Source organism: Kosakonia sp. YIM B13588 (assembly GCF_042788165.1).
Taxonomy (GTDB): domain Bacteria; phylum Pseudomonadota; class Gammaproteobacteria; order Enterobacterales; family Enterobacteriaceae; genus Kosakonia; species Kosakonia sacchari.
Map to the genome: position 1 here is coordinate 1 of NZ_JBHZPO010000025.1, position 12,818 is coordinate 12,818.

Genomic DNA, 12,818 nt, shown 5'->3' on the forward strand with positions numbered 1-12,818 from the left:
AAAGGGGTTTTAATAACTGGCTTAAAGCTGAAAGCTTTACGGAACCACCAGCCTAGCTGGTGGTTTTCTATAGACAATAAAGTTGGCCTTCTTGGAAGGCCAACCTAATGCGGTGTGAATAGCCATGTTCAGTAGCCATCTTTTAAGCTCGCATATAATTGCTAATGTCCGTTCCTGGCACAGAGCGGACGATCTAACTGAGCTGAAGGTCCGCTGAGAGCGAAAAACGGACCTTCAAATCCGAACCGGTTCAATTGATTAACCTTGGCTGTCAGTCAAGCCATCGTTAACATGAATCCGATCGAAAATTCCTTATCGCATTTTTACAAATACGCAGTGGCAAGAAAGATAGATTCTGGCTCATGACAAGTAGAGTTGTTCATTTGTATAAAGAGACTTCGCCTTCAGGACGCGTTTTGAACCTGCGATGCATCCACAGGTATTGCTCAGGAGCACGGAGAATTTCACGCTCGATGATCTTGTTCATATAAGCCGCTGCGGCGACCTTATCTTCCCCTGGATAACCTGCCAACGGATTGCTGATATACATGTGATAACCTTTTTTATCGCTACGTCGAACCATGCTAAGTGTGATCAAGTGTGCACCAGCGAGTTTTGACAGAGCATACGTTCCGTTCGTCGTGGCTGCTTTTTTTACCGAGAAAAAAGGTGCAAAAACGCTTCCCTTAGACCCATAATCCTGGTCTGGTGCAAACCAAACGGCTTCACCTGCTTTTAGCGCATGAACAATACCTGATAAATTACGTCGATTAATCATAGCCTTATTTGAACGCATACGCCCTTTTGTCTGTACCCATTCCATTAATGGATCATTGTGTGGGCGATACGTTGCCATCATAGGATGGCATAACCCCATTACTCTTCCACACAACTCAAGGGACATAAAATGAATCCCGACAACCATTACTCCTCTTGTCGCACCGGTCAGGTTTTCAAGCCCTTCGACATCAAACCATTTTTTGACTCTCGCATCGCTCCAGAACCAGGCCATTCCTGTTTCCATCAGTCCCAGCCCGAGAGAAACAAAGTTTTTATTGACCATCTGGCTCCGGGCAAACGGTGTCATCTCGGGAAAGCACAGTTCGATATTTCTAATCGCAATTCCTTCCCGGCGTTTCAGAAAGGGTCTGGATATTTTTCCAAGGCCAGAGCCCAGAGTATGTAAAACCGGGTAAGGAAGTTGAACGAGAAGCCACAGCAGACCCAAACCAGACCAGGTAAGCCAGTGGCGAGGATGAAGTAAATTATGAGTAAAAGTCTGTGCCATAAATTTCCTTAATGCTAATGAAGATTATAACGCAAAAGGAAAACAATGAGGCAATTCGTCTTTAGCGATACATTTTGTTTTAGACAATTTTAATTCATCTAAATTCAGAAAAAATAATTTTGCAATGACTGGTAAAGAATTTAAAGAGTCAGGAATGAATTGTAAGCCAGCAAGTTATTCTGTTATAAATCCATGATTTTATCATTGATACTCAAGAAATTGTCTTCTTGATTCATCATCATCAAGGTACTCAAAAGAAAAAAGCCGAATTTTGGTAAGTTTATAAAACCACTCACAATCGTTTCGTTGAATAATTTCGCCTGGTTTGAAACATATCCCGGATGCCATCCGAATAATCGCATATTTACCATTACTAAACCTGACCCGGTGAATACAGAAAGGTTGACCGGCCTGCCCGTGACAGCTGTTTGACAGGATATGTCCTTCAATAAAAACAGATTTTTTAGATTTCATTATCATACCCTCGACAACTGCAGTACAGGAGAAATGTTGTCATTTCCCGACATCACTGACGTTAAGTGGCAGAAGCTGATCAGCCGCCGATACACCAGCATTCTGAAGGTCTGAACAACAGTCCGCAGGCAGGGCACTCAAGAACCGCATCTTTTCTTAGTTTACCTGCTTTCTGATCGGCTCTGTGTGCGCATACCGGGCAGGCAACATGAACCGGTCTTTCTTTAAAATACCTGAGCCCATTTGTATAAGACATAAATAATTCTCTGAGGAATACATTAATTATTATACGCTTTAATATAAAAATAACTGGCATAAGTTATGTTAAGTTGTGTCTGAATCAGCATATCAGATATTGAAAATTGAACGTCTGATTTATGGTACACTACCCTTCCGTGAGAAATTTATGATGAAATCAGAAGACACCCTTGACTGGTATCCGGCACAACTACCGCCTGTGAAAATTATTCTTGGCGAAGCCGTGCTGGCTGTGGGTAAACAGGGCCGACCGATTAATACCCGCACCTTGCTGGAATACCTTCAGGTCATGCAGGACAAACAAAAAAGGCGGGATGACAAAATCGCCATGCAGACTGCGATTGATGTTCTCAGGGATAATCAGCGCATTAACGGCAGACGTTAATGCACCTCCGGGATCAGTGTCAGTTCTGAATGATCTCAACCGTATGGTTTTGTCCATCATCCTTCAGCGGTATTCTGTCATCAGGGAGGAGAACACCATCCAGCGTCACGCAATATTCTGCATCGCCGCGTGAAACACTAATCTGATAATGGCTTTCACCATACTGATATGCCATAGAAAAAGACGACCACTCATCCGGTAACCTGGCATGAACACTAAAGTCAGTGCCGGAACGTTTTATCCCCAGTAATTCCTCGGTAAGTAAACGCCAGGCCCAGCCTGCGGAACCGGTATACCAGCTCCACCCTGCACGTCCGGTATGGGGAGCGACGCTGTAGACATCAGCACTCATGACATAAGGCTCAGCTTTATAAATCCCGACAGAGTCCGCATTCAGGGTATGATTTATAGGGTTGAGCATTGACCAGAGTTGCCAAGCTCGTTCGGCATTCCCCATTCGGGCAAAGGCCATCACTGCCCAGATGGCGCCATGCGTATACTGCCCTCCATTTTCCCGCACACCGGGCAGGTACCCCTGTATGTAGCCCGGATTTTGACCGTGACCGTCGAAAGGAGGCGTTAACAGTTTGATCAGCCCTCCTTCGTTATCCACAAGGTGCTTATCCAGCGCCTGCATGGCCTTTGCGCACCGTCCCGGGCTAGCGGCGCCGGACAATACAGACCAGCTCTGCGCAATCGCATCAATCCGGCAGTCCTGTGAGGTTTTCGATCCCAGGGGAGTACCATCGTCAAAATACCCGCGCCGGTACCATTCCCCATCCCAGGCGTGGGCTTCGAGATTACTTTGCAGGCGCAGAGCCTGTGAACGGCACATCGCGGCGACGCTTTCATCCAGCCTGCGCTCCGCCAGCGCTGCAAACCGCTGCAAAATGTCGTACAGGAAGAAGCCCAGCCAGACGCTTTCACCTTTGCCTTCGATACCCACCCGGTTCATCCCGTCATTCCAGTCACCAGCCCCCATCAGCGGCAGGCCATGCTCCCCGAAGCGAAGTCCATAGTGAATAGCTTTGACGCAGTGTAACCAGAGTGTCTCTTCGGTGCCGCTGATGACCGGCGTGTCATAGACAGACTCTTCACCAGGCTGAAGCGAGCGTCCCTCCAGATAAGGAATGCGTATTTCCAGTGCATCCATATCCCCCGTCGTTTCAACATAGTGGCAAACAGCAAGCGGCAGCCAAAGATAGTCATCGGAACAGCGGGTACGCACACCGTTGCCGTGTGGCGGGTGCCACCAGTGCTGCACATCCCCCTCGATAAACTGCCGTGATGCACAGAGTATTATCTGTTCACGCATCCGGTCCGGAGCAGGGTGGCTCAGAGCCAGCGTATCCTGCAGCTGATCGCGAAAACCAAATGCACCGCCAGACTGATAGTAGCCACTCCGGGCCATAAGACGGCAGGCGACCGTCTGATACAACAGCCAGCCATTAACCAGTAAATTTACGGAGGTGTCGGGGGTGTTAACTACGATTTTATCGAGAACATTGTGCCAGTGATTATGAATCCGGTTCAGCTCCTGGCGGACCGTATCCTCGTTCATGTAGCGGGCCAGCGTCTCCTGAGCACAAACATCATTCTCCTCTGCGCCGAGGATAAAAATAAACGTCCTCTGGTCCCCGTCAATTAATGTAACCGCCGATTGCACGGCTCCGCAGGGATCCAGACCGGCCCCCGTCTTACCAGAAAGCTTTTGCAGTTTCATGGCCGACGGGGCGTGAAGGGAACCATTACGGCCAATAAACTCACGGCGGTCTCCTGTCAGCGAACAGTCATTACCGCTGACGGCAAAAAATGCAGTTCGGCCGCCACCATTATCACCATAAAAGTTATTCGCAAGCACCCCACAGCCGCCGGGCGTTCTGGCCACATGTGTCACAATGTGAGGGGCTGAGCGCGTTCGTGTTTCTCCGAGCGTCCACTCTACATAGCCTGTGACGGAAAGCTGACGTGTCCGTCCCGAAGAGTTACTGAGCGTCAGGAGCACCAGTTTAACCGGATCCGCTTCGGCAACCAGGACCGTCAACTCGCTGTCTATACCACTCTCACGATGGGCAAAAACGCTGTAGCCAAAACCATGGCGGGTCAGGTAATCACCGTGTCCGCGAACAGGTAAAGCCGTTGGCGACCAGCACTCCCCGCTCTCTTCATCGCGCAGGTAAAATGCCTCGCCGCTGCGATCGCTCACCGGATCGTTCTCCCACGGCGTCAACCGGTATTCATGGGCATTCTCATACCAGGTATAGGCCTGCCCTGCCTCTGAGATCACACTGCCAAAACGAGAATTTGCCAGTATGTTCGACCAGGGAGCCGGTGTAAACGCATTTTCCCGAAGGACGATCTGATACTCCCGCCCATCCTGAGAAAATCCACCGTACCCATTGAAATGGCATAACTGACTGGTATCAGGGCTCCAGTCCGTATGTTGATTACGCTCGCGCACAGCACGCGGAATGAATGCCCTTGCCGGCGATTTCAGGGTATGAATACGCTGGTTAAGCTGCTCATTAATACCCCCTGCGCGGTCATCAAGATAAAGACAGGCCACGCTCATCAAAAGCAACTTATCCTCAGCGGAGAGATGCTCACCGTTCCGGACAAAAAGCCCGCCCTTTTTATCCAGCAGACTGGCTTCAGACCCGGCATAAATTAACTCCATAATCTGATTTTGTAATCCCTGCTGGTAGCCGCCGGGGCTGTTATTCAGGATAACCAAATCAACATCCAGCCCTTTCTGTCTCCAGTAACGGTGTGCCTGAATCAGTGTGGTCACTGAGGTGATACTTTCCTCGCTGGTTATACTCAGCAGCACTATCGGCAGATCCCCTGAAATTGCCCAGCCCCACAGTCCGGACTGGCCACGCCGGTTGCGGCCGATCGCCTGGCCTTCGGCGCGCAGCTCCTGGACAGGGTAAAGCACAGCGCTGGCGAGACTATTGAACAACGTGGCATCATCTTCACTGGCGTTCATCTGGCGCAATACCACCAGACTGTGAGACCAGGCCAGTTCAAAGACGCGATCGGCGATAGGGTAATCGCGATATTTCTCCAGCAACGCCAGGCTCTGCTGACGGGTCTCGCTGATGCCATAAATGATATCAATCGTAACCGGCTGCCCTGGCTGCAGAATGATGGCGTTGCGAATTGCCAGTATCGGATCCAGCACCGAGCCCGACGTGTTGCCTAGCATCCCTCCCGTCTCTATTGCCTGTGCATTCGCAGGGTTTCTGCCACGTCCAATAAACCTTGCCCTGTCCGTTTCAAACGACACGTTATGTCGGTTATCGCCGTGCACCACCATCATGTGAAACAGGCAAGGGCCCGGTTCATCCGGTGAGCGCGGGCGCCGGTGGCAAAGAATAGCGTCACGCTCAGGAGCCAGCTCAGTCTGAATAAACAAATTGCTGAATGCCGGGTGTGCCAGATCGCTGGCATCAGGTGCCAGTACCACTTCAGCATAGGTTGTCAGCTCCAGAGAGCGAGGCTTACGACCACGATGAATCAGTGTGAGCCGTCGCAATTCAACATCATCCTCCGGAGAGATTACCACCTGAGTTTTGACGCTGAGTCCCCCTAAGCTGCGTCTGAATTCTGCCCCCGCATCGGTGAACAACACTTCCTCGTCCTGTCCGCTGGTGTAGCCTGTTGGTTGCCAGGTATTGCTCCACACATCTCCCGTCTGGGTATCGCGGATGTAGCAGAATGCTCCCCAGTTATCACGGGTGGTATCACTGCGCCAGCGCGTTAGTGCAATATCATTCCAGCGACTGTAACCGCCGCCGCCCGCGGTCAACATCAGATGATAATGGCCGTTGGACAGCAGTTGAATATCCGGGGCGGGGGTATCCACGCTATAGAAAATACGGGGTTCATAGCGAACGGGTTTGACCCTGCCCTCATGAGATTCAAAATGACGGCGCGGACTGTACAGATCGACCGCATCCGGCACGCGTTCCTGTAACAGCAGACTCGCTGACCGGAATACCGTGCTGGACATAAAGCGTTCAGTCATGGGGGCGTCAAGCAGCACATGAGCCAGCGCCTGAAATGCCATACCCTGGTGATGCGCCATCCAGGACTGTACCACCGCATAGAGCTGACCGGTTGCAAGACGTGAGGGAGTATAGTCCAGCGCTTCATAAAAACCGTATTCTCCGCGTGCACCATTTTTTTGCAGCCTGAACAGGTTCTCACAGGCTCTCTGTGGGGAAACCATCAGCGCCAGCAGCGTGGCGTAAGGAGCGACAACCATGTCATCGGCAAGTCCCCTGCGCAGACCGAGCCCCGGTACGCCAAATGCCTGATACTGATAATTATGCTGAACATCAAAAGCATGATAGCCAGACTCTGAAACACCCCATGGTACCCCGCGTTCTTTCCCCCAGTGAATCTGGCGCATAACCGCCGACTGACTCATTTCATCGAGCAGGCTGCCGGGCCAGGTGGGCATCACCAGATTCGGCATCAGATATTCAAACATGGATCCGCTCCATGACATCAGGGCAGTTTCATTATCAATCGTGGTAAACAATCGACCCAGCGCGTACCAGCTTTTAAGAGGCAGCTGATTAGTCGCAATGGCAAGAAAACTGGTCAGGCGGATTTCAGACGGCAGGAGATCGTAGTGGCTCTTGTCAGGCATATTGGTGTCACAGTTATAACCGACGCTGAGCAGACTGGTTGCTTCACTGTACAGAAAGGCGAAATCCATCCGGGCATGCTCATCCAGCCGCTGTTCCAGCTCGGTGATAATATTGAGTCGCATTCGGGCCTGCTCCGCCACTGACGCCGGAGGCGTTCCTGTACCGGTTAATGTCGGACGGGCAAGCTCGCTCAGCGTCGGCAGCTTCTGTTCATTCCAGGATGCAGGCAACCAGCCAAGCAACAGAGACCACTCATGGCAAAGCTGAACCAGTTGATGCTCCAGATGTCCAGCCCAGCGCATCTGAAGAGGAGATCCCTGATGACATGCGCTGGTCAGATGGTTGCACTGGGTGCGCATGCTTTTCAGTTCGCTGAAAAGCGCCTGCGGAGAGAGCGACACCGCGTTCAGGCAATGCTTGCGCAGTAGTCTCAGGCTGTCAGGTGGGTTCTTACCCCACTGTTTTTCCAGAATATCCAGCGTATCGTTCAGTCCTGCCAGTATCTGTTGGTTGCTTAAAACAGGCTGATGACGCATGGCAGACAGGCCTGCACGCAGGGTCAATAAATGCCCGGCCATATTGCCGCTGTCGACGCTGGAGATATAGCGTGGACTTAGGGGGACCAGCGTACGGGTGTCATACCAGTTGTAGAGATGGCCCCGGTAGTGCTCCATTTTATCCATCGTGTCGAGCGTGAGCGACACGCGCCGGAGCACCTCTCCGCCAGGCAGGTAGCCAAAGTCCCATGCCGTCAGGTTAGCCATAAGTGAAAGACCAATATTGGTAGGAGAAGTTCGGTGTGCCACCGTCGGTTGTGGTATTTCCTGATAATTATCAGGCGGAAGCCAGTTCTCTTTTGCTGTGGCAAATGTTTCAAAAAAAGCCCAGATTTCACGGCTTGTCTGGCGTAACAGCTGTTTTTGTTCCTGATTAGGCGAAAAAACCTTACGCACGGGCTGGCGACTCAGCCAGCTCATCAGCAGCGGTGCCACACACCATACCAAACCGATCGGTAACGCAATCCCCAGCAGCTGTGGGGCAAATTGTCCGGTCAGTATTGTCAACGCCACGCCACCGGCAACGTTCAGCCACATCGCCTGATAAAAACGTGCAACAGTGGGTCTGGCCTGACTGCTGTCCTGGCTGTGGCTGACCCACTGGCTGAGGTGACGCCTGCTTATCCCCAGTCGCCATAGCGTCACGGCGATCGCTTTCAGCGAATATCCGGCTTCGTGCGGCAGTATCGCAAAATTAAGGCTGATACCTGACAGACGCTTTAGCGCGCCCGCCCCAACCAGTAACAGATGCGGCTTCACGCGGCGACGCAGAGGTTTATGCAGAAGGTCGTGGCTAATGCAGAGGATGGCTGGCAACAGCCATATCAGCAACAGTATGCCCAGCCAGTAAACCGGATTGGGTACCCAAAGCAGAGTGAAGAACAGCAATACCAGTAAGGAGGGGGCGACCATACTGCGACGTAGATTATCGAGTAATTTCCAGTAAGAAAGCGCGGTCAGCGGATTCCTGACCTGGGTTCCATCGGCTTTTCTGACGCGTGGTTTTAGCCAGTTAAGCAGTTGCCAGTCACCCCGGATCCAGCGTGAACGTCGTGCAACATCCGACAGATAATTATTAGGGTACTGTTCGTACAGTAACACCTCGCTCAGCAGACCCGAATGTGCATAGCATCCTTCAAGCAGATCGTGGCTGAGTACCAGATTTTCCGGGCAGATGTTGGTAGTGGCCTGCATAAAAATATCAACATCGTAAATCCCTTTGCCCACAAACGAGCCTTCCCCAAAGAGATCCTGATAAATATCCGAAGACATCATCGAATAAGGGTTATTGCCCGGTACGCTGCTGCGCAGGGCTGCGTAACGCCCCTGACCGTTGCGTGGTATCTCCTCCGCAAGACCGGGCTGTAAAATACCGAATCCTTTGACAACCCTCTGGCGTACCGGATCATACTCAGGCGTATTCAGCGGATGCGCCATCGTCGCGACGAGTTTGTGTGCCGTATCGCGCGGGAGCACCGTATCGCTGTCCAGGGTAATGACGTATTTTATGTGACCCGGTAAAAGGTGGGCAGGCATCTCTGCAACGCTGACAAATTGCGTTCCGGGATGGCGCAACCAGCTGTTCAGTAACGCCAGTTTTCCCCGCTTGCGTTCATAGCCCATCCACGCTTCTTCCGAGGGGTTCCATTCAGGCTGGCGATGTAACAGATAAAAACGTGGTCGGCCGGAGGGGTAGCGGCGATTAAGCGCCTGCGTATCGGCGATAGCCTGTCTGAGCAGCGCGTGACTTTCCGGCGAGGGTTCATTTTCAGAATCAGCAAAATCAGTGAGCAGCGCGAACCTGAGATTTTCGTTTTCATTCCCCAACCAGCAGACTTCAAGACTGGTGAGGAGCTGGCTGAAACTTTCGTGGCTGGTCAACATACAGGGAATGACTAACATGGTGGCACTGTCAGCGGGAATACCAGCTGAAAAATCCATCCCCGGCAAGGGTCGAGGAACGCGAAAACGGGTGGTTGCATCACTGAGCAAATCGCTCATTAACTGAGTTAATGCGATAATCAGAGGTAATATCACCGCGATCAATAGCCAGTCTGCGCCCTGCATGGCGGTTTCGTGCAATATTGCTGCGGTCGCTGCGGTTGTCAGCAACGCCAGGCTTCCAAGCCATGACAGCAGGGTTATTCTGTTGAAACTGTGCCGCAAGCGTATGAGCCTTGAGGCGTCTGCCAGGAGATGAATATCCAGCGCCTGTCGACCTTCGCCCGCAAGATAATAACCAACATGATGTTCCGGTGTATCAGGCGCTTTTTCCTCTGAAAACGCCAGCGCCTTCTCAGCAACCTCAGGCTCGCTGAGACCGCTGTCTCTGGCCAGAACCTCAACTACGTGCCGGTAATGATCCCGGGTATTGAAGTGCATCCGGGGATAGATGCCGGCAGGATCATTGCGTAATGCCTGTTCGACAACGCTTATCGTTTCGGCGAAATCAGCCCAGTCCGTTTCACTCAATAAACGCAGGCCCGCGATGCTGTTACTGACGGACAGCTGGCTGGCGGCAAGCTGCTGATTGAAACTATGTATGAGAACGTCAGTGGTGATCCCCTGTTCCCGAAGGCACTGATCAACCCAGGTCAGAGGTAACGACAGCGCGTTGCCATGCCCCTGCAGGCGCCGCACCAGCTCTGCGACAAACGCACTGGTTAACGGAGGTCGGGAGCGCGCCATATCGGCAACCACCATGATTAAATCACCAGGCGCACTCTCTGCGCATTCGACAATCCTTGTTATCCACGTATCAGCAAGGTTTCTGTCCTGCTGCGCTTTTATCACTTCCATACTGATACGACGAAGATTTTCAATCAGCGCAAGGCGCAGCATTCCCGGTAACGCCCAGACTTCACCCAGCGTCAGCGGCGTCACCTGTTGATAGGCAGTGAGATAGCTGGTCAGGCTGGCGGTATCCCAGCGGCCATCGCCGTGAGCAATGGCCTCTGATGCAATATGATAAATTCGTGGGCAATTTAACGGCGATACCAGCGACGGAAGACCTTTGCCAAAGCTTTTCGGCAGATGCTGGCGGACAGTGCGGATTTGTTCCTCAATCAGATAATAATTGTCCAGCAGCCATTCACCGGCGGGCATGATACTGGTCTTTTTACCCGCGTTAAGCTCATAGCAGTTTTGGGTAATGACGGCCTCATTGTCGCCAAGCCGTTTCAGAAGATAATAAGGATGCCTATCCGGTGATACTTTATGAGTCCGCGCCAGCTTCTGGCCGTAGCGTTCCATCTGGACGGTCGAAAAGAGTTCTGACCGCGGCGAGCTTTCACCGGCAGGATCGTTCGCCGAAAACGTTATGTTTTCGGCAGCATTCATCAGAATACGGGAGCGGTTAAACCACGCTCTGGGGATCATTTTCATAGCATTGCTCTGATGCGACGTTAGCGCGCAGGAGCAGTTGCGAAATCAGTTCAGAAACGTTCTCTCAGGATGGGCGTCAGGCATCAGGGATTTAACAGCTGCCGGAATCTAACATAAGTATAGGATATGAGCTCTGTTCTGCGGTTTTGGTCGAGCTAGCGTCGGGAGATAAACAGAGCCTTACATCCGGGGCAAAGCATGGTCTGGTTGAGCCGGATTTTTGACAACGGTTGTACTGATTTTAAGCCACAAACAGGACAGGCAGCAGTGGCAGTAGACGCACTGCTGAAGAATTTCATTGCGTAATTGATAACAGACATAACCATTAACCTTTCAATGAATGAGCTTCACCGTACCACATGTGGTTAAGTTTTAATCTATCTATTTTGACACACTGAAAATCAGGAAAGATAAATGTTAGCAGCCACAGGCCCCCGGAGACCGTTTATCCGGAAAAATTCTATGCGCCTTCCAGGGATGAGTAATTCTGATTCGCGGGAGTTAACGGCTGAAATGTGAAGCAGAACGTCTTTTCGTCCATCAGATGGGATGATGAGGCCTTTACCACTAAGAATGTCAAAGCTTTTGACAATTCCTGTCATTTTATGGGACAAGTCAATTCCTTATTGAAAACACGTAAAGACTATACATTGGAAATGGCATTCAGCCACTTTTATTTTCCCTACAGGACCTCTGGACGGCTAAAAGATAATTTGCTTATATCGATTCCCTGTGCCTTAATGAATCCCATCAGTTCGATGTACTAATGAAAGTTAGAAATTTTCCGGGCAGTTCTCATTACCAGGCGCTATCGTTGATATCCCCTCTTTTTGAGTCCATACGTTTACTATCAATACAATGATGCATAACTGGAGTCAGTATGACCTCTAGAATTACAGGCCTGGTAAAATGGTTTAACGAAGATAAAGGTTTTGGCTTCATCTCTCCTCTTGATGGCAGCAAAGATATCGTTGTCCATTTTTCTGCGCTTAATGGCGACAACTTTAAAACTTTATTTGAAGGACAGAAAGTTGAATTCGCCATTCAGATCGGAGACAAAGGTCCTGCTGCTGCAAACGTAATACTTTGCGATAAATAAATCAATGTGGATCTGCGATAACGATGAAGGATTATCCCTGAGTAGACAGATTCATAACTTAAATCAGTGAAAAGTCGTTTATTTTTAATATCTGATCAGCATATTTTTCACAATTATGAGTGCGCTGACCGATGTAATGGAGTGCAGGACTACTGCATAAAAATTTTAAAAGCACAAACTAACTGCTTGTTAAATAAGAAGTGCATAATGAGCGAGGCTATCTCCGAAAGCACCACGTAATGGCTTTGACCTTAATGGCATCAGCCAGTTAACACCCACGAGAGAACAGGGTAATAGAATATGATTAAAGTCCTTGTTTTCTTTAATGCTGAATCCTGTAAAGTCATGACCGTTCTGGAAGGTATATCTTCTATCAGGCAGGAATATCCAAACGGTGAAGAAACACATCTTCGGATTATGTCTGCAGGTTTTCCTTCCTTAACTGGCGATCATGGTATTGTTTACGTGGCTACTGACAGGGAGTTAACGTCACAGGAGATACTTGATGCGGTCAGGAAATATTTATAGCATTTTTGTCATGCTCTCTGCTCCACGTTTAATTGCATGCTTACCCTATTTATCAGAATCGAACAAAAAATGAGTTAAAAAATTTATGGCCTGCTAACAGCAGGCTTTTTTTGTCTATAGAAAACCACCAGCTAGGCTGGTGGTTCCGTAAAGCTTTCAGCTTTAAGCCAGTTATTAAAACCCC

At 50.4% G+C, this 12,818-nt stretch carries 9 protein-coding genes; 3 read left to right on the top strand and 6 right to left on the bottom strand.

Annotation, left to right across the window (positions count from 1 at the left end; genetic code table 11):
- Positions 1–379 precede the first annotated feature (379 nt).
- The 3 genes from lpxP to ACFX4U_RS23895 form a co-directional block, all read right to left on the bottom strand.
- Entirely contained in the window at positions 380–1,288 is a 909-nt protein-coding gene (gene lpxP / locus ACFX4U_RS23885; RefSeq protein ID WP_313508115.1) for a kdo(2)-lipid IV(A) palmitoleoyltransferase, read from the bottom strand.
- 201 nt (positions 1,289–1,489) lie between these two features.
- A complete protein-coding gene (locus ACFX4U_RS23890) occupies positions 1,490–1,762 on the bottom strand; it encodes a hypothetical protein (RefSeq protein ID WP_280713838.1) in 273 nt (90 codons plus the stop codon).
- A 79-nt stretch (positions 1,763–1,841) separates the two neighbouring features.
- Positions 1,842–2,078, bottom strand: a complete 237-nt coding sequence (locus ACFX4U_RS23895) for a YnfU family zinc-binding protein (protein ID WP_380219135.1) — start codon at positions 2,076–2,078, stop codon at positions 1,842–1,844.
- A 93-nt stretch (positions 2,079–2,171) separates the two neighbouring features.
- Here ACFX4U_RS23895 and ACFX4U_RS23900 point away from each other — a divergent pair, with 93 nt between their 5' ends.
- Positions 2,172–2,405: a hypothetical protein gene (locus ACFX4U_RS23900; protein ID WP_004132711.1), complete on the top strand. Its 234-nt coding sequence runs from the start codon at positions 2,172–2,174 to the stop codon at positions 2,403–2,405.
- A 19-nt stretch (positions 2,406–2,424) separates the two neighbouring features.
- Here the strand turns inward: ACFX4U_RS23900 and ACFX4U_RS23905 are convergent, their stop codons facing one another.
- The 3 genes from ACFX4U_RS23905 to cspF all read right to left on the bottom strand — a co-directional run bounded on the left by ACFX4U_RS23905 (position 2,425) and on the right by cspF (position 11,621).
- Positions 2,425–11,007 carry a GH36-type glycosyl hydrolase domain-containing protein gene (locus ACFX4U_RS23905; protein ID WP_313508116.1) on the bottom strand — a complete coding sequence of 2,861 codons (8,583 nt, stop codon included), beginning with the start codon at positions 11,005–11,007 and terminating at the stop codon, positions 2,425–2,427.
- A 155-nt stretch (positions 11,008–11,162) separates the two neighbouring features.
- Positions 11,163–11,333: a YnfU family zinc-binding protein gene (locus ACFX4U_RS23910; RefSeq protein WP_305955329.1), complete on the bottom strand. Its 171-nt coding sequence runs from the start codon at positions 11,331–11,333 to the stop codon at positions 11,163–11,165.
- Positions 11,334–11,408: 75 nt separating this feature from the next.
- A complete protein-coding gene (cspF, locus tag ACFX4U_RS23915; protein ID WP_313508117.1) occupies positions 11,409–11,621 on the bottom strand; it encodes a cold shock-like protein CspF in 213 nt (70 codons plus the stop codon).
- Positions 11,622–11,887: 266 nt separating this feature from the next.
- Here cspF and ACFX4U_RS23920 point away from each other — a divergent pair, with 266 nt between their 5' ends.
- Both ACFX4U_RS23920 and ACFX4U_RS23925 read left to right on the top strand, forming a co-directional pair.
- The gene (locus ACFX4U_RS23920) at positions 11,888–12,106 is read left to right on the top strand and encodes a cold shock domain-containing protein (RefSeq protein ID WP_016239707.1); all 219 of its coding nucleotides are present in this window, start codon (positions 11,888–11,890) and stop codon (positions 12,104–12,106) included.
- A gap of 300 nt (positions 12,107–12,406) precedes the next feature.
- Positions 12,407–12,634 (top strand): hypothetical protein, encoded by a 228-nt coding sequence (locus ACFX4U_RS23925; protein WP_096924194.1) that lies wholly within the window; start codon positions 12,407–12,409, stop codon positions 12,632–12,634.
- Positions 12,635–12,818 lie beyond the last annotated feature (184 nt).